Genomic DNA, 16,945 nt, shown 5'->3' with positions numbered 1-16,945 from the left:
ACGGCGCACCGGGGCGCGCTTCGCCGTCGTCACCGCCAGGTCACCGAGGCGGCGAGCGCCTCGAGACGCGGCTTGACCCGCTCGAACCACACCAAGTCGACCTCGGCGGCGGTCAGCCACAGAGCCGTGTCGCCGGCGCGCAGCACGTAGTCGGCGCGGCCGATGACGGCGTCCGCGGGCGCCCCGGCGAGATCGGCCGACGAGGTGGCGGTGTCGGCCGTCGCCGCGGCGAGCGGGAGGTAGCGGTAGGCGCGCATCCCGACCACGCCGCTGCTCGTCGTGAACGGCGCGACGTCGTCGCGGCCGACGCTCGCGGGTGACCCCGCGACCACGAGTTCGGCGAGCTCGGCGGCGGCGATCTCCGGGCCGGAATGCACCTCGGCGGCGGCGACGAAACCCGCATCGAAACCGTGGAAGGCGATGAAGGTGCGACTGCCGCGTCGCTCGGCCAGCTCCGCAGCGGCGCGCGCCAGTTCGCGCACGACGACCCGCTCAGCCCGGCGCAGGTCGTTCTCGATGTCGAGCTCCTCGACCAGCTCCTCGGCCCACTGCGCGGCGTCGGCGATCTCGCCGCCGTCGGGCCGCGGGAAGGGCCAGCGTTCGGGGACCCCGATCCAGTCGGCCGGATGCTCGATCAGGAAGGCCATCAGCTCGCCGACCGATCGAACGACACGGTCGACATGATCGCGTCGCAGAGCATGTCGACCGCCACGAGTGCGTCGTCGGCGCCCTCGACATCCGGACGCAGGATGACCGCGTCGAGAAGCGCCCACCGGGTGCCGCCCGGGAGGTGGAGCAGGTACGAGATGCGCCGGGATGCCGGCACGATCGATCCATCGTCGGCCGTCCGCGCGGCGGTCGACTGCTCGCGTCGCAGGCCGAGGGCGCCGTCGAGCTCGACCGCGGTCGAGCGATGCCGCGCGGCGAACGCGACGAGCACGTCCTCGGCGGTGCGCCCGTCGTCGGGCGGCGTCAGCGGTCGCGCCGTGATCGACGCGGGAACCGGGATGCCCTCGATCGGGCGGGTCGGAACGAGCAGCACGCTCTGGCCCTGCGCCGCGAGCGATCCGACGAGCTGAGAGCGCAGCGTCTCCAGCAGCGCGGCGACGCCCGCACGCTGCTCGCCGGACTGCGCCGCGACGGCGCGGGTCAGCAGGCGCTCGAGATCGGGGCTCGTGCCATCGGCGGCCACGATCAGCTGCTCCCATCCGGGCGGCAGCAGCAGGTGCATCCCGATCGCGGCCCGGCTCGCGAGCGCGGCGTCGGCGCTCACCAGTTCATGTTCCGGGCGCCGAAGTCGGTGCGCTCCTCGGGCTCTCCCGAGCCCTCGGCGGCGTTCTCGGCGATCGCGTGCCCGGTCTCGGTCCAGCGGGCGACCGCCTCGGCGCCCAGCTCGGTCGCGATCCAGCGGTAGGCATTCTGCTGCGCCGCGAAGATCGCCGGCGACGTCTCGCCCGACGTCATCGCCATCTTGGCCAGCGCGTTGATCTCGACGATGGGGCCGCCCGGGAACCGGCCGAGCAGGCTCGTCTCGAGCACCTGTCCGACCTTCTCGGCGGCGACGACCCGGGTGACCCCCGAGACGCCGCTGCCGGCCGCGCTCTTCATCACCGAGACGACCGCCGTCGACTTCACCGCGCCGACGGCCGCCTCGGAGAAGTGGCCGAGCACCTTGCCGGCGCCGAACGGCACGACGGCCATCACGATCTCGAAGATCGCCTCGCCCCACGACTTGCGACCGACCGCGGCCTGGCCGACCGCATTGAGCACGGTCGCGACGGCGACGATCGCGCCGATGATCCCGACGATGAGATTCAGGCCGGGCACGAAGAGGGCGATGATCGCCAGCACCCCGGCGATCGCGCCGGCGATCGCGAGCGCGTCGTCGATCCACGGGTTCTCGTCGAAGAACTGATCCAGGTCGTCCCAGAAGTCGTCGTTGAGGCCGCCCGAGTTCTCGACCTGCTCGATGAGCGCGATCGCGGTCTCGGCGGCCGCGTCGCGCGCCTGCATGATCGCCGCCAGGCTCTTCGCGGCGTCGCTCTGCGATGCGACCGAGCTGTCGAGCGCCCGCTGCCAGAAGTCGTGCCAGCGCTTCGCCTCGTCGATCGCCGCCTGGTCGTCGCCGGCCGCGCTCGCCTTGAGCCATTCGCTCTGCCAGTGATCGACCTTGTCGCGAGCGTGCGCCTGGTCGTTCTGCGCGTTCGTGGCCTGATCCAGCAGGGCGTCGGCATCGCGCTGGGCGGTGCGCAGCGGCTCGACGTAGCCGCTCAGCGCCGTGGACACGCCCTGATACCGCGCATGGGCCTTGCCGATGCGCCGAGCGACCTCGAGGCCGGTCTCGCGCAGCGCATCCACGGCGTCGCTGCGCATCTCGGAGGTGTTGAACACGGCGTCGATGTTCGCCTTCGCGTCGTGGATGGCGGTCGCCACCGCGGCGTAGTCGTCGGCGGCCGTCTCGACGACGCCCGGATCACCGGGAGTCGGATCGTCGTAGATCCCGAGCGGGGCCCAGTAGGTCGGGCGCGCCATCAGCCGTCCTTCGCCATGCTGCCGTCGGCGGCCGCGTCGGCGAGCGCCGTCGCGAATTCGGTGTCGGCGTCGCTGAACTTCTCCTCGATCTTCTGCAGATCCTTCTCGACCTGCTCGATCTGCTCGACGAGATCCTTGCGGCGCTGATCCCAGTTGTGCGCGAAGTTCTCGACCTTGTCGCCGAGCTTCCCGTGCCCCACGGCGACGGCGACCGCATCGGAGTGCGCGTTCGCGTTCTCGAACTCGGCGCGCACCGTGGCGAGCTGGGCGCTCATGGAGCGCAGCAGCTCGTAGTCGACGATCAGGTCAGCCATCGATCCCCCTTGCCGTGAACACGATAATCCTTCGAGAGCAGTGCGCACGACGTCGTGCGCACGATCGCTCAGCGCGCGACGAGCCGCCCCGCGGTGAACGCTGACGTGGCGGCGAGGATCGTGTCGAGCGGCTGGTCGAGGCCGACCGATCCGAGCCGCATCCCGCTCTTCGTCGCGCGAGCGAGGATGTCGGCCCGGATGTCGGTGCGCACCCCCGGCGACGTGGGGCTGACGGCGGCATTGAGCCGGTAGACGGCGACCCGGCGGCGAGCGGATCCGCGCAGCGTCACCGCATCGACGGCATCCCACGGCAGATCGAGCGAACCTTGCGGGGTCACCCACCGCATCCCGGTCGCGTCGAGGGTGAGCACCGTGCCGGCCGCCGCGCGCGCGGTCATCGTGGTCGCGGTGTGCAGGGCGAGGAAGAACAGGTAGCCGCCGACGATCAGCAGCGACGCCGCCCCGGCCAGACCGAGCCCGAAGCCGGAGAGCGAACCTAGCAGGGCCGCGATCGTCACGGCGGCGAGGGTGACGACGACGCAGACGACCACGATGAACGCGAGGATCGGACGGAAGAGCCGCAGCACCGCCGCCCGATCGGTTCCGACGACGAGAGGCGGGAAACCGGCGGGATCGCTCATGCGCTCAGTATCGAGCACACCTCAGACCCGCCGCGATGGGGAGGGGTGACTACTTGACAAGCGGGAACAGGATCGTCTCGCGGATGCCGAGGCCGGTGAGCGCCATCAGCAGGCGGTCGATGCCCATGCCCATGCCGCCCATCGGGGGCATGCCGTGCTCCATCGCCCGCAGGAACTCCTCGTCGAGGCGCATGGCCTCGTCGTCGCCGCGCGCCGCCTGCTTGGCCTGCTCGACGAAGCGCTCGCGCTGGATGACAGGGTCGACGAGCTCGGAGTAGCCGGTGGCGAGCTCGAAGCCGCGCGTGTAGAGGTCCCACTTCTCGACCACGCCGGGCGTGGTGCGGTGCTCGCGCACGAGCGGGCTCGTGTCGACCGGGAAGTCCATGACGAACGTCGGCTGCACCAGGTCGTCGCCGGCGAAGTGCTCCCACAGCTCCTCGACGTACTTGCCGTGCGTCGGGGTCTTGACCTCGACATCCAGTTTCTCGGCCAGCTTCGCCAGCTCGGCGACGCTCGTCTGCGGCGTGATCTCGACGCCGGCGTTCTCGCTCAGCGACTCGTACATGCGGATGCGGCGCCAGTCGCCGCCGAGGTCGAACTCGCTGCCGTCGTGCAGGATCACGGTCGTCGATCCGAACACGGCGCGGGCCGCATCCTGGATCAGCGTCTGCGTCAGCTCGGCGATCGACTCGTAGTCGCCGTAGGCCTGGTAGGCCTCGAGCATCGCGAACTCAGGGCTGTGGGTCGAGTCGGCGCCCTCGTTGCGGAAGTTGCGGTTGATCTCGAACACGTGGTCGATGCCGCCGACCGCCGCGCGCTTGAGGTAGAGCTCGGGCGCGATGCGCAGGAAGAGCTCGGTGTCGAAGGCGTTCGAGTGCGTCGAGAACGGGCGGGCGCTCGCGCCGCCGTGGATCGTCTGCAGCATCGGCGTCTCGACCTCGGTGTAGCCGCGGTCGTCGAAGGTGCGGCGCAGGCTCTTCATGACCTGCGCGCGGGTCTGCACGACCTGGCGCGCCTGCTCGCGGCTGATCAGGTCGAGGTAGCGCTGGCGCACCCGCGTCTCCTCGCTCAGCTCGGAGTGCAGGTTCGGCAGCGGCAGGATCGCCTTCGACGCGATGCGCCAACCCGTCGCCATGATGCTCAGCTCGCCGCGACGGCTCGAGATGACCTCGCCGGCGACGAACAGATGGTCGCCCAGGTCGACGAGCTCCTTCCATCGCTGCAGCGACTCCTCGCCGACCTCGGCCAGCGAGATCATGGCCTGGATGCGGCTGCCGTCGCCGGACTGCAGCGCGGCGAAGCACAGCTTGCCGGTGTTGCGCAGGTGCACGACGCGGCCGGCGACGCCGACCTGCTCGCCCGTGCTGGCATCCGGTTCGAGGTCGCCGAAGCGGGCTCGCAGCTCGGGGATCGTGGTCGTGATCGGCAGGCTGACCGGGTAGGCCTCGTCGCCCTCGGCGATCAGGCGCTTGCGCTTGGCGAGACGCACGGCCTTCTGCTCGGCGATCTCCTCGGCGCTGGTCTCGGGCGCGCTGGTGGCGTCGGCGGGCTTCGTGTCGGCCGGCTTGGTCGCGGCCGGCGCGCCGGCGGGCGTGGATGCGGTGGGCTGGGCGTCGCGGTCGGCGGTCATGCTGCTCGGTTCAGGTAGATGTCGGCGTTGTCGATCAGTCGGGCCGGGCCCACCTTCGCGGCGATGAGCACGCGGGCGGGGCCCCGGAAGTCGTCGGCGACCGGGCGGAACGTGGCCGGGTCGACGATCCCAAGGTAGTCGAGCTCGACCAGCTCCTCGCCCATGAGCACCGACTGGGCGGCCGCGATCACAGCGTCGATGCCGCGGTCGCCCGCCGATCCGGCGGCCTCGAGCGCGGCGCTGAGCGCACGGGCGGCGATGCGCTCGTTCGGGTCGAGGTAGCGGTTGCGGCTCGAGAGCGCGAGGCCGTCGCCGGCCCGCACCGTCGTCACGCCCTCGATGCGGGTCGCGATGTCGAGCTCGCGCACCATGCGCTGCACGAGGAAGAGCTGCTGCGCATCCTTCTGCCCGAACAGCGCGACCGCCGGGCGCGCGATGCCGAGCAGCTTCGCCACGACCGTGAGCATGCCGTCGAAGTGGCCGGGACGGCTGCGTCCCTCCCAGAGCGCGCCGACGTCGCCCGCGGTCACGCGGGTCTGCGACGGTCCGCCCGGGTACATCTCGTCGACGTCGGGGTGGAACACGGCCGTGACGCCGTGCCCGGCGAGCAGGTCGAGGTCGGCGTCGAGGTCGCGCGGGTAGCGGGCGAGGTCTTCGTTCGGGCCGAACTGCAGCGGGTTCACGAAGATCGAGACGACGACGGCCGAGGGGGCGGGGGTCGGGGTCGTGCTGCCGGGGGTGGCGCCAGCGCGGACGAGCGCGGCGGCCCGGTCGACGAGCGCCAGATGCCCCTCGTGCAGCGCGCCCATGGTCGGCACGAGCGCGACCGTTCCCGCCGGGAAGCGCTCGCGGAGGGCGGCGATCGACGTGATCACCTCGGGGCGGTCGGATGCGGCGGGCACGGGGAACGATGGTAGTCGCCTGAGAGGAGCCGAGATCCCGTCAGCTCCGCGCGTAGCGTGCCCGGGATGACGAGGGCGTGCTCCGGCCCGGAGAGGAGCTCGTGTGCGCGCGACACGTCGACGGATCATCGCGGGAACGGTCGTGCTCGCGATCGTCGGGCTCGCGGCGACGACGCTGTCGACGGTGCTGATCGTCGCGACCGGACGCGACGACGCGAGCGATTCCGTCACCGCGGTCACCGATCTCCTGATCGGATTCGGCCGGACGATGATCCTCCTCAGCCCCGCGGCGTGGGTGGTGCAGCTGCGTTATCTCTCTGCCGTTCCCACTCTGCTGGCCAGCGCGCGTCGAGCGTGGTGGATTGCAGTGGGAACGAGCGCCGCCGGGGTCGCGCTCGTGATCGTGGCGGCCGTGATCGTGAGTTCGGCGCTCTGGACGCCGATCGTCGTCGCCGCTGTCGCGGCCGCGCTGCTCGCCGGAGTTCGGGCGTTCGCAGGGTGGGCCGGCTGGATCGCACGATCGCCGCGACCTGATGCACCAGCCTCCCGCGCCCGGCCCGCGGCACCCACGTGGCCCGAGTACGCATCGAGCGTCGTCGCGACGATGCGCCGGCATACGCTCCGGATCGCCGCGATCGCGCTGCCGGTCGCTCTGGTCAGCACGACCCTGCTCGCTGTCTTCGGCGGCCTGACCCCGCTCACCTCGACGGCCGTCGTGCTCTTCGTCACCCTGCTGCCGGTCATGATCCCCGGGATGGTGGCGTCGGCGAAGCTGCTGCCCGGGCTGGGTGCCGCGCTCGGCCCGGACATCAGCCGCGAAGGCCAGAAGCGCATCAGCCGCGCAGTGCTGCGTCAGCGCACGGCGGGCCTCACCGACGCAGATCTGGCGGCGGCGACCCGCTGGGCTCGGGCCTACGGGGACTGGGTCCGGCCCCAGCTGCTCGTCCAGGTGCTGATGTTCGTGTGGGTGGCGACGATCGGAGTCACCGCGCTGAACGCTCCGACCCCGATCGGGATCGTCTGCGCCGCGATCCTGCTGGTGTTCTTCGGCGGCAGCCTCCCGATCCTGATCCGCAACCGGCAGCGCGCAGCGCGTGTCGCGGAGCAGGCCGCCGTGGGGTTCGCCGACTCCGTGCCGTCGAACGAGAGCGGGGATTGAGATGCGCATCGGGATCTACCTGGGCCTGCTCCTGGCGATCGCCGCCGTCGTCACGGGCGCACTGTTCCTGGTGGCGCTGACCTCGTCGACGCAGAATCAGGTCGCCGCGGCGGTCCTCGGCATCGGGATCGCCGCCGTGCTCCTGGCCCCGCTCGTGCGCGGCACGATCGCCGCGACCTGGGATGTCGCGAAGGATCCGGTCGGGCTTCGCCGCTGGAGGATCGTCACCGGCGCGACCGCGGGTGTCGGTGTCGCGGCGGTCATCGTCGGCGGAGTGCTGGTCGGCACGGCCCCGTGGGCGATCGCGGTGATCTGCGTGGTCGGGATCGGGGGCGCGGTCGCAGCGGAGCCGATCGGGCGGCGCATCGGTCGCGCATCCACGAGTCGCGGCAGCGCGACTGCAATGCCGACATTCGAGCCGCTCGACGACTTCGTGCGCACGACGCTGCGGCGCACGGGGATACTGATCGGAATCGGGTTGGGGCTCGTGATCGCAATCGCTATGCCCTTCGATCTGCTGCGCGAGGCGGACGACCGGGGACTGCTGTCGCTCACACTGGCCGCGTTCCCGCTGCTCGCCGGGGCGGTGCTCATCATGTTCCGCGGCTGGAACGAGGGCGCCGTGCTGCGCGGCTGGTTCGATCGCGACACGGTGGTCGCGCGCAGGGTCGGCAAGGCGATCACCTCGGGCGACGACAGCGAGCTCGACGACGACGAGCGGGTGCTCGCCGCCCGCTGGGCCAGCGTCTCGCCCACCCTCGAGCGGCTCCGGATCCTCGGGACAGTGCTGTTGTGGCTCGGACTGGTCGCCAGCCAGGCGCAGTTCTTTCTGCGTGATCCCGCGGAGAACGGGATCTTGTTCCTCGTGTTCGTCGTGACGCTCCTGATCGCGGTGGTGGCGGTCCTGCTGACCCTGCGTCGCCTGCGCCGGGTCGAGCGCTACGCCGAGAGCCGCCGGCACCTGCTGGAGGAGTCGGCCGGTGGATGAGTCGGGTCGCGACTCGATCCCGCCTGTCGATGCGGCGCGGGAGTCGATCGTCGCCGCCCGGCGGCGCGTGAGCATCGGCGTCGCCGTGGCGCTCCCGATCGGGACGATCGGCGGATCCGTGGCGAGCCAGCTCGTCGGCTCGGATCTGTTCGGCTGGCTCTGGGGCCTCGGCGCCTGGCTGCTGGTCCTGAGTCCCATCCTCCGCTGGGCGCAGGGACAGATCACACGCCCCTTGCTGCGCGAGGTCGGTGACGACCTGCGCCGCTTCGAACGGGTCGCGGATGGCATTCTCGACCGCGACGCGCATCCACTCGGCCACCAGGATGCCGCGACCGCATCGGTCTGGGCTCCGGCGGTCATCGAGCTCGACCAGTTGCGCGCCGCGCAGGCCGTTCTGCTGTGCGCGGGGCTGTCCGCGGTCTTCGCAGGCGAGGCGATCCGCGGCGACGGCGGGATCAGTGTGGTCGCCGGCGGTGCAGCGGTGCTGCTCCTCGTTCTCGTGATCGTCGGGGTCTCCTCGGCCACCGTACGACGGCGACGAGCGCAGCGACGTGCGGTCACCGGGTTCGGGTCATGACGGCGGGCCATCCGACCGACCCCGGCGAGGCCGAACACCCGGGCGAGGACGAGGGTTCCGACGCCCCGGTCGTCCGTGCTCGCGACGACGTCGACCTCGCGATCCGGCGTGGGACGCGCATCCTGATCCGCGTCGCCGCCGTCGGGGTGATCGCAGCGCTCATCGGCGGATCGGTGCTGGGCGTTCTCGTGCTGGAGAACCTGGGGTTCGGCGTCGCGGGGTGCCTAGCGCTCGTCTGGGTGATCGTCGGCACGGTCGCGGGTGTCGTCGGAATCCGACTCCAGCGACGGTTGACTGCGGCGATGGACGTCGACGAGCGTCTGCGCGGGCGGATCATGCGGGCGGTGTTCGACGAGAGCCGCGAGCCCCTCGGCGAGGCAGGGGCCCGCGCCGCGTCGATATGGGCCGGAGCGCTCGGCCGAATCGATCTGATTACCGGGATCGGGCAGTCGCTCGCCTTCAGCGGGATCGCGCTGAATCTCGGGGTGCAGGCCGTCGTCCGACGGGCCGACGCGCTCGTGTTCGGCATCTTCGGCGGCGCGCTCGGCGTGCTGACCGTGCTCACCATCGTCTTCCTCGCTGTGCGCTACGGCCGAGCGCGCAGCTACGCGCGGGCTCATCCGGTCGAACCGGCCGAAGCCTGATCGCTCTCGTGTTGCCGTCGACGCGCGAGAGACCCGTGCACGGAAGCAGGTGAGGAGGGCCGTCGAGCCGCAGTGCGGCTCGACGTGCTCACTCACCTGCTTCCGTGCACACGATCGCGGGCGACGTCGGCACATGCGGGACGGTATCGGCGGGAACGTGGGCGACGTCGGCGGGGCGTGCCAGCATGAAGGCGTGAACGACACCGAGCCCGCCGCCGAGTGGCGCGTGCGGCTCGGGCGACCCGGCGGCGTGGGCGCGGGAAGCACTGGCGGGGCGCTGGGCAGTGGCGCAGGGCGCGCGGGCGCACGCGCGGGGGATGCGCGCGGCGTGATGCCGAGCATCCCGCCGCCGCCGAACGCCGAGCTGGCACTGCTGTTCCAGCTGCGCGCGATCACCCGTACGGGCAGCCAGTGGACCGCCCCGAAGGCCGAGCCGGCCGCGGCGCTCGAGCCCGGACGCGAGCACCGGCTCGCCGTGCGTCCGGCGCTGCGCAGCGCCACGGGCAACTGGACGACCGGCACGGTCGGCTGGGGCTCGCTCGGCTTCACGGTCGAGCGCCTGCGGCTCGACCCGGCGCAGGTGCGCTGGTTCGGGCAGTTCGCGGCGCTGCACCGCGCCGGATCCGACGGCTACCGCGCGCACGAACCCGACTGGCTCTACCTCGACGACCTCGCCGGGCCCGTGCTCTGGCCGATGCTGACCGAGGCGCGCGAGCTCGGCATCCGCTTCGCGAGCTCGCCGCGGGCCGAGAACGTCGAGCTGGCCGCGCCGGCCGAGGTGCACGTCGAGATCATGCCCGACCGGGATTCGCGGCCCGCCGCGACCGCCGACGCCACGGGGTCGGCGGCACAGGTCGGGCTGATCGTGCATCCCGTCGCGCGCATCGGCGGCGAGGAAGTCGCGGCGACCGGCCTGCTCGGCGACCAGGGGCTCTATGTCTGGGATGCCGGGCCCACCGCGGCGAAGAAGGGGGCCGGGCCGGTGTCGGCGAGCGTGCTGCTGGCGCCGTTCGCGGTGGCGCGGGCGGGCGCGGATCACGGGCGCGTCGCGGGCGGATCCGACCGCGACGCCGGCGACGACCGCGACACCCGCGCGGGCGACTCCGACGCTGCGCCGAGCTCCCCCGCCAACACCGTCGGCCCGCGCCACGCGACCCCCGCCGGCGCCGCCGACGCCCTGCGCGGCGGAACCGTGCGCATCCCGCGCGCCGACGCCGACGAGTTCTGGCGCGCATACTTCCCGCGACTCGTGCGCCGCGTGCCCGTCATCGGCCTGAGCATCGCGCTGCCCGAGCTGCGCGATGAGCCCGTGCTGATCGTCGAGCACGGACCGCGCGACCGCCTCGCCACCCGCTGGGAGCGCTGGTTCGGCGATCTGCGCGAGCCCCTGGATGCGGCGAGCGCCCCGGTCGACGTGCCGGCCGCGCTGCGCGGGGTCGATGCCGCCGCCTTCACGGTCGAGAGCATCCCGCGGCTGCAGGCCGACGGCATCCGCGTGGTCGAGGCCGGCCGTCGGCCCGCCTACCGCAAGCGCACCGAGCAGCCCGAGCTGAAGCTGACGGCCGTGCCGAGCGAGCACCGCGACTGGCTCGACCTCGGCTTCGTCGTCACGGTCGGCACGGCGCAGATCCCGCTCGCCAAGCTCTTCGCCGCGCTCAGCAAGGGGCGCACCAAGATCAAGCTCGTCGACAACTCCTACCTCGACCTCGACCAGCCCGTCTTCGATCCGCTGCGCGACCTCATCGCCGAGGCCGTCGACCTGGACGAGTGGGAGACCGGACCGCGCATCAGCCGCTATCGCGCGAGCCTGCTCGAGCCCTTCGAGGACCTCGCCGACCAGCTGCCCGCCGCCCTCGACTGGCGCGCGACCGCTGCGGCGCTGCGCACGACACCACCGGCTCTGGATGCTCCGGAGGGGCTGCAGGCCGAGCTGCGTCCGTACCAGCTCGACGGCTTCCGCTGGCTCGCGCACCTCTGGAACCACGGACTCGGCGGCGTGCTCGCCGACGACATGGGGCTCGGCAAGACCGTGCAGGCGATCGCTCTGATGCTGCACGCGAAGGCCGCGGCCGGGGCAGCGGCAGCCGGGAGCGACGCCGCACCTCCCCACCTCGTCGTCGCGCCGTCGTCGGTCGTCGGCAGCTGGGCCGCCGAGCTCGAGCGCTTCGCCCCCAGCCTCCGCGTCGCGGTCGTCGACAGCGCCCGCGCGCCGATCCCCGACGACGTGGATGTGGTGGTCACCTCCTACGCGATCCTGCGACTCGATGCGGGGTCGGCCGTGCATCCCGGCGCCCCCGACCGTCGCCGACGCCCGCGGCTGACGAACCGCCCGTGGGCGGCGCTCTGGCTCGACGAAGCGCAGTTCGTGAAGAACCCCGCGTCGCAGATCCACCAGACCGTCGCCGACCTCGACGTGCCGGTGAAGTACGCGATCACGGGCACCCCGCTCGAGAACACCCTGCTCGACGTGTGGGCGCTGTTCCGCATCGTCGCGCCGGGGCTGTTCCCGTCGCGCATCCGCTTCGATCAGCGCTACATCAAGGTCGCGAAAGACGAGCGCATCGCCGAGCTGCGGCGGCGCATCCGCCCCCTCATGCTGCGGCGCACCAAGGAGGCCGTCGCCGCCGAGCTGCCGCCGAAGCAGGAGCAGGTGCTGTCGATCGAGCTCGGCCCCGAGCATCGCGCGCTCTACGACCGCTATCTGCAGCGGGAGCGACAGAAGCTGCTCGGGCTCGTCGACGACCTCGATCGCAACCGCTTCATCGTGTTCCGCTCGCTGACGCTGTTGCGGCTGCTCGCGCTCGATCCGCGGCTGATCGATGAGACGCTGCGCGAGGAGACTTCGAGCAGCAGGCCGCTGGGCGACGCACCGGAGGACGCGGCGCCGGCGGGTGGCGGCGGGTCAGCATCCACCTCGGCGAAGCTGGATGCGCTGCTCGAGCAGCTCGACGAGCTCCGCTCCGAGGGGCATCGCGCCCTGGTGTTCAGCCAGTTCACGTCGTACCTCTCGCTCGTGCGCGAACGGCTCGACGCGGTCGGCATCGCCGCCGAGTACCTCGACGGCTCGACGCTGAAGCGCGACGAGGTGGTGCGGCGGTTCCGCGAGGGCGACGCGCCGGTGTTCCTCATCAGCCTGCGCGCCGGTGGGTTCGGGCTGACGCTCACCGAGGCCGACTACGTGTTCCTGCTCGACCCGTGGTGGAATCCCGCCGCCGAGGACCAGGCCGTCGACCGCGCGCACCGCATCGGGCAGGACAAGCCCGTCAACGTCTACCGGATGGTCGCCCGCGACACGATCGAGGAGAAGGTGCTGGCGCTCGGCGAGGGCAAGCGCATCCTGTTCGACCAGGTCGTCGACGAGGGCGAGCTGTTCGCCGCCCCGCTCACCGCCGACGACATCCGCGGCCTGCTCGGCTGACCCCGCGCGCACGCGCCGCCCGTTGCCCGCTACCCCGCTGCCGGCTGCCCGGGCGCACCTCACGCGCCTCCCGCAGTTCCTCGATACGCAATTCAGCATCATCCGCGCGGCCGGCCCGGCGCCGGTCAAGAGGGCCGATCCGTGCTGAGTTGCGAATCCCGACCACGCTCGTCGTCGACCCAACTCAGGAGAAACGTGCCCGGGCGAGGCAGACGCCCCATCTGGCGACGAATCTCCTGAGTTGCGTCACCCCATGAGGCGCACGATGCGGCCAGTTGGCGGACGAGAGGGCTGGCCGTGGTCGGGCGGGCGGCGCGCCCTCGCGCGCGAGCGACTCAGTCGCGCGGCGGCTCGACCGGCGCCGGCGCGGCCCCGCGCAGGGCGTTGTCGACGGCGGAGCGCACGAGCGGGCCGAGCAGGCGCCCGGGCTCGTCGACGCCGATGCCGGCGAGCAGGGCGATCGACTGCTGCACGATCGCGGTCGAGAACGAGGATGCGGTGGCGACCGCCTCGGCGTAGGCGGGCCGATGCTGCTCGGGCACGACGACGGGCTCGGCGCCCATCTCGACCGCGAGCGCCTGCGCGATCGGCAGCACCGGGGCAGGCGCGGTCACGGCGGCCCAGCTCTCCTGCAGTCGCGCGAGGTCGAGGCTGGTTCCGGTGAACGCCATCGCGGGATGCACGGCCAGCGGGATCGCACCCGCTGCCATCGCCGGCGCCAGCACCGCCGTGCCGTGACCGGGCGCGGTGTGCAGCACGAGCTGGCCGGGCTGCCAGCTTCCGGTCGCGGCGAGGCCCGCCACGAGCTCGGGCAGCTGGTCCTCGGGCACGGCCAGGATCACGAGCTCGCTGCGCTCGACCACCTCGGGCACCGTCAGCACCGGCACGCCCGGCAGCAGCGCATCCGCTCGCTCGCGACTCGCCTCGGAGACCGCGCTGATTCCGACGATCGCGTGGCCGGCTCCGCCGAGGGCGGCACCGAGCACGGGTCCGACGCGTCCGGCGCCCACGATGCCGACGCCGAGCCGTCCCGAGCGCCGATCGGGCGGGGTTCCGATGCCGCTCACGCGCGGTCCCCCGGCCCGAGTGCCGTCGGGTCCGCCGCGGGAGGCGTCCGCGGGGCCGCGGGCGGGTCCGCGGGCGGGTCGTCGCGCCGCGATTCGGGATCAGAGTGCGCTATCTCAGGATCGGAGGGCGCTTCCCGCTGTCCGTCCGGCAGATCGCGCGAGTTCTCCTGAGAAACGAACGTCGCTGACTCGCCCGGGAGCTCCGGCGACGGCGCCGGCGCCGCCGACTCCTGTACCCGGCTCGCACCCCACCGGTGCGTCAGATCTCCGGCCGCGGCGGCCACGCCCGACACGGCGAGCTGCCGGAACAGTCCCTCCGCATCCCGCACGTCGAGGGCGCCGAGCCGCGCCGAGATCGGCCCCTGCACGGTGTGCACGTTGACGACCGACAGGCTCAGCGAGCGGTTGAGCGGGCCCTGCGACAGCGACACGCTCTGCATGCGCGCGAAGGGCACGATCACGAGCTCGCGCCAGATCGCACCGCGGCGCAGCAGCACCGCATCCCCCAGCATCGCGAAGCCGTTGCGACGCCACGAGAACCAGCGCAGCACGGCCGCCCGCCGCGGCGAGACGGTGTACTCCGACGAGCCGCGGTCGCGCGCGAAGCCGCTCTCGACGACCGGACGCAGCTCGGCCGGGTCGTGCCCCGGCAGCAGCAGCTCGAGCACCCGCAGCGCGTCGTCCTGGCTGCCGACCGGCAGCACGACAGCGTTCTGCTGCTGCTGCGCATCCCCGTTGCCGCCGTAGCCCGAGCGCGACGCCCGGTTGATGCGGATGTGCCACCAGCCGAACGGACGCCACAGCAGCGGCTGGTTGACCGAGATCGAGTGGATGCGGCCCGGCGGGATGGTCTCGTTCGAGGTCGAGAGCACGCCGTAGCCGACGCGGATGCCGTGCTCGGTCGACGCGATCGTGTAGCGCAGGAACTTGGTCACCTTGCGGATCTGGAACGACCCGAAGGCGAGGATGAGCGGGATCGTCGTGAACAGGATCCATGGCTCGCCGCTCAGCACGACCGCGACGACGCTGCCGGCGATGAGCACGAGCAGCCAGATCGTGCTGTCGTTCACGACGGTGGAGCCGACCAGGCGACCGGCGTGCATCTCGACGACCGATTCCGGCGGCGCGGCGTTCGGGTCGAGCTCGGGCGCGAGGAACTCCTGCACGCGGTCGTCGACGAAGCCGCTCAGCTTCGCCGAGGCCGTGGATGCGCCACTCACGCCCGTCGCGGCGGCAGCGCCGCCCCCACCCGCCGCCGCGCCGGCCGGGCCACCCTCACCCCGGGCGCCACCGGCCGCCTTCGCCCGCTTGACCGCCTGCGCACCCGACGCGAGCTGCAGCACCTCGAGGCGCAGCCGGTCGGCGTCGGCGCTGCGCAGGTAGTCGAGCTTGACGTTGGCGTCGTCGCCGGCGACCTGCACCTCGAACTTCGCGGCGCCGAAGATACGCGCGATCACGGGTCGCGAGATGTTGATGCCCTGGATGCGGTCGAGTCGCGCCTTGCGGTGGGTGCGGAACAGCACGCCGCTGCGCACCTCCACCAGCTCGGGCGTGACGCGGTAGGTGTGCATGCGCCACGACAGCCAGAACAGCACCACGACCAGCGCGATCACGAGCACGGCGCCGCCCAGCACCGCGGGCAGCAGGCCGGAGCTCAGCAGCCAGTCGAGCGGGTCCTCGGGGCCGCGACCGCCGCCGCGACCGCTTGTGTTGGCGATCACGAAGTCGATCGCGCGCTCGCGGAACTGAGCGATGAGGAAGCCGATGATCGCGATGAGCGCGATGCCGCCGCGCAGCAGCGGGGTCGCCGGATGCAGACGGTGCCACTCGTCGTCGGCGAGCTCGCCGTCGGGCACCGGCTCGGCCGGCACAGCCGCCTCTGCGGATGCGATCGGCTCGGCAGGCGCGGCAGCGTCGACGGGCTCGACCGACTCCCCCGACGCGCCCTCGCGCGGGTCGGTCACAGCCCCGCCCGCCGCGTCTCCGCGAGCTCGACGAGGTGGTCGCGCAGCGCATCCGCGTCGGCCTCGGTCAGCCCGGGGATCTGCACGTTGCTCGCGGCGGCGGCCGTGACGAGCTTGAGCTGGCTGAGGCCGAGTGAGCGCTCGATCGGCCCGCGGGTCACGTCGACGAGCTGCATGCGGCCGTAGGGCACAGCCACGAAGCGCTGGAAGAGGATGCCACGGCGCAGCACGAGGTCGTCCTCCCGCAGCTGGTAGCCGATCGCGCGCACGCGGCGCGGCGTGAAGATCAGCACCAGCGCCATGACGACGAACGTGCCGATCGGCAGCAGGAGCAGGAACCAGATGTCCATGCCGCTGAGCAGCCACGGCAGCGCCATGGCGAAGATGAACACGACCGAGAAGATCGCCATCGAGATCAGGTCGTAGCGCAGGTACTTCGGCGAGACCCGCCGCCACTCCCCCGGCACCGGCTCGATCCGGCGCGGGTCGTCGGCGACGACCGGAGCGGCGACATCCGCGGCAGCGGGACCGGCCGCATCCGACGACGCAGCGGGGGTGGGGTTCTGGGGGCTGTCGCTCACGGCATCCTCTCGGGCGGTCGGCGCTCGTGGCACTCCCCGCAGGGTGGCTCTAGGCGCGCGCCCCGCCGGAGGGCGAGCCGTGCTCGTCGTCGTCGTTCGGGGGAACGGTGCAGAGGAACTCGGCGACGAGTCCCGCGACGAGCAGCACGATCGCACCGCCCAGGGCGGCGAGCGCCATGGCCATCGACCCTACCCCGGCGACCGAGCGCGTGAGCAGATATCCCACAAGTCCCAGGCCGCCCCCGACGAGCAGCGCGCCGGCGAGCGAACTCGACTTGGCCAGCAGCGCGACCCGGGCCGCGAGGAGCGGCTCGACGCGCCGCTCGCTGTGACCGCGCGTGGTGCGGAAGATCGGCACGGCCATCGCGATCACGATCACGCCGATCACGACCAGCGCGATCGGCAGGCTCAGCGCCGGCTCGTAACGCGCGCCGCCCACCGCGACCACGGCGGTCTGCAGCAGGAAGACGGCGACTCCGCCGATCACGCCGAGCGCGATCAGGGCGCCGACGGTGGTGCGTCCCATCC

General features: G+C 72.4%; 16 protein-coding genes. 5 read left to right on the top strand and 11 right to left on the bottom strand.

What is annotated here, in order from left to right:
- Window positions 1-29: 29 nt before the first annotated feature.
- From FJ658_RS09840 to panC, 7 genes are all read right to left on the bottom strand, one after another.
- Window positions 30-647, bottom strand: a complete 618-nt coding sequence (locus FJ658_RS09840; RefSeq protein WP_141145205.1) for a hypothetical protein — start codon at window positions 645-647, stop codon at window positions 30-32.
- Window positions 647-1,273 (bottom strand): hypothetical protein, encoded by a 627-nt coding sequence (locus FJ658_RS09835; RefSeq protein WP_141145204.1) that lies wholly within the window; start codon window positions 1,271-1,273, stop codon window positions 647-649. Before FJ658_RS09835 ends, FJ658_RS09840 begins: the two co-directional genes overlap by 1 nt.
- Window positions 1,270-2,532 carry a hypothetical protein gene (locus tag FJ658_RS09830; RefSeq protein ID WP_141145203.1) on the bottom strand — a complete coding sequence of 421 codons (1,263 nt, stop codon included), beginning with the start codon at window positions 2,530-2,532 and terminating at the stop codon, window positions 1,270-1,272. The genes FJ658_RS09835 and FJ658_RS09830 overlap by 4 nt, the downstream gene beginning before the upstream one ends.
- Complete coding sequence (locus FJ658_RS09825) at window positions 2,532-2,846, bottom strand: hypothetical protein (RefSeq protein ID WP_141145202.1); 315 nt, start codon at window positions 2,844-2,846, stop codon at window positions 2,532-2,534. The genes FJ658_RS09830 and FJ658_RS09825 overlap by 1 nt, the downstream gene beginning before the upstream one ends.
- Window positions 2,847-2,914: 68 nt before the next feature.
- Window positions 2,915-3,487 carry a hypothetical protein gene (locus tag FJ658_RS09820; RefSeq protein ID WP_141145201.1) on the bottom strand — a complete coding sequence of 191 codons (573 nt, stop codon included), beginning with the start codon at window positions 3,485-3,487 and terminating at the stop codon, window positions 2,915-2,917.
- Window positions 3,488-3,536: 49 nt separating this feature from the next.
- On the bottom strand, window positions 3,537-5,117 hold the full coding sequence (gene lysS / locus FJ658_RS09815) for a lysine--tRNA ligase (RefSeq protein ID WP_141145200.1): 1,581 nt from the start codon (window positions 5,115-5,117) through the stop codon (window positions 3,537-3,539).
- Window positions 5,114-6,019: a pantoate--beta-alanine ligase gene (gene panC, locus FJ658_RS09810; protein WP_370454788.1), complete on the bottom strand. Its 906-nt coding sequence runs from the start codon at window positions 6,017-6,019 to the stop codon at window positions 5,114-5,116. The genes lysS and panC overlap by 4 nt, the downstream gene beginning before the upstream one ends.
- A 103-nt stretch (window positions 6,020-6,122) precedes the next feature.
- Here panC and FJ658_RS09805 point away from each other — a divergent pair, with 103 nt between their 5' ends.
- The 5 genes from FJ658_RS09805 to FJ658_RS09785 all read left to right on the top strand — a co-directional run bounded on the left by FJ658_RS09805 (window position 6,123) and on the right by FJ658_RS09785 (window position 12,805).
- On the top strand, window positions 6,123-7,178 hold the full coding sequence (locus FJ658_RS09805) for a hypothetical protein (RefSeq protein WP_181408423.1): 1,056 nt from the start codon (window positions 6,123-6,125) through the stop codon (window positions 7,176-7,178).
- Window position 7,179: 1 nt separating this feature from the next.
- Window positions 7,180-8,166, top strand: coding sequence for a hypothetical protein (locus FJ658_RS09800; RefSeq protein WP_141145197.1), 987 nt, complete (start codon window positions 7,180-7,182; stop codon window positions 8,164-8,166).
- Window positions 8,167-8,233: 67 nt separating this feature from the next.
- On the top strand, window positions 8,234-8,743 hold the full coding sequence (locus FJ658_RS09795; protein ID WP_141145196.1) for a hypothetical protein: 510 nt from the start codon (window positions 8,234-8,236) through the stop codon (window positions 8,741-8,743).
- 302 nt (window positions 8,744-9,045) lie between these two features.
- On the top strand, window positions 9,046-9,387 hold the full coding sequence (locus FJ658_RS09790) for a hypothetical protein (RefSeq protein WP_141145195.1): 342 nt from the start codon (window positions 9,046-9,048) through the stop codon (window positions 9,385-9,387).
- Window positions 9,388-9,580: 193 nt separating this feature from the next.
- Window positions 9,581-12,805, top strand: a complete 3,225-nt coding sequence (locus tag FJ658_RS09785; RefSeq protein WP_141145194.1) for a DEAD/DEAH box helicase — start codon at window positions 9,581-9,583, stop codon at window positions 12,803-12,805.
- Between the two features lie 335 nt (window positions 12,806-13,140).
- On the opposite strand, the gene FJ658_RS09780 is transcribed toward FJ658_RS09785, so the two are convergent.
- The 4 genes from FJ658_RS09780 to FJ658_RS09765 are packed head-to-tail and all read right to left on the bottom strand — an operon-like array spanning window position 13,141 to window position 16,943.
- Window positions 13,141-13,872: a Rossmann-like and DUF2520 domain-containing protein gene (locus FJ658_RS09780; protein WP_255447658.1), complete on the bottom strand. Its 732-nt coding sequence runs from the start codon at window positions 13,870-13,872 to the stop codon at window positions 13,141-13,143.
- Window positions 13,869-15,836: a PH domain-containing protein gene (locus FJ658_RS09775; protein ID WP_141145193.1), complete on the bottom strand. Its 1,968-nt coding sequence runs from the start codon at window positions 15,834-15,836 to the stop codon at window positions 13,869-13,871. The genes FJ658_RS09780 and FJ658_RS09775 overlap by 4 nt, the downstream gene beginning before the upstream one ends.
- Window positions 15,833-16,417 (bottom strand): PH domain-containing protein, encoded by a 585-nt coding sequence (locus tag FJ658_RS09770; RefSeq protein WP_370454787.1) that lies wholly within the window; start codon window positions 16,415-16,417, stop codon window positions 15,833-15,835. The genes FJ658_RS09775 and FJ658_RS09770 overlap by 4 nt, the downstream gene beginning before the upstream one ends.
- A 49-nt stretch (window positions 16,418-16,466) precedes the next feature.
- Window positions 16,467-16,943, bottom strand: coding sequence for a DUF3180 family protein (locus FJ658_RS09765; protein ID WP_141145192.1), 477 nt, complete (start codon window positions 16,941-16,943; stop codon window positions 16,467-16,469).
- Window positions 16,944-16,945: the final 2 nt, after the last annotated feature.

The organism is Schumannella sp. 10F1B-5-1 (genome assembly GCF_006517535.1).
Lineage (GTDB): Bacteria > Actinomycetota > Actinomycetes > Actinomycetales > Microbacteriaceae > Schumannella.
The sequence above is the reverse complement of the archived record's forward strand: the minus strand, read 5'-3'. Positions and strand labels throughout refer to the sequence as shown.

Coding starts and splice junctions, on each gene's coding strand:
- FJ658_RS09840 (WP_141145205.1), bottom strand. CDS start 647: ATGGCCTTCCTGATCGAGCATCCGGCCGACTGGATCGGGGTCCCCGAA.
- FJ658_RS09830 (WP_141145203.1), bottom strand. CDS start 2,532: ATGGCGCGCCCGACCTACTGGGCCCCGCTCGGGATCTACGACGATCCG.
- FJ658_RS09825 (WP_141145202.1), bottom strand. CDS start 2,846: ATGGCTGACCTGATCGTCGACTACGAGCTGCTGCGCTCCATGAGCGCC.
- FJ658_RS09820 (WP_141145201.1), bottom strand. CDS start 3,487: ATGAGCGATCCCGCCGGTTTCCCGCCTCTCGTCGTCGGAACCGATCGG.
- lysS (WP_141145200.1), bottom strand. CDS start 5,117: ATGACCGCCGACCGCGACGCCCAGCCCACCGCATCCACGCCCGCCGGC.
- FJ658_RS09800 (WP_141145197.1), top strand. CDS start 7,180: ATGCGCATCGGGATCTACCTGGGCCTGCTCCTGGCGATCGCCGCCGTC.
- FJ658_RS09790 (WP_141145195.1), top strand. CDS start 9,046: ATGGACGTCGACGAGCGTCTGCGCGGGCGGATCATGCGGGCGGTGTTC.
- FJ658_RS09765 (WP_141145192.1), bottom strand. CDS start 16,943: ATGGGACGCACCACCGTCGGCGCCCTGATCGCGCTCGGCGTGATCGGC.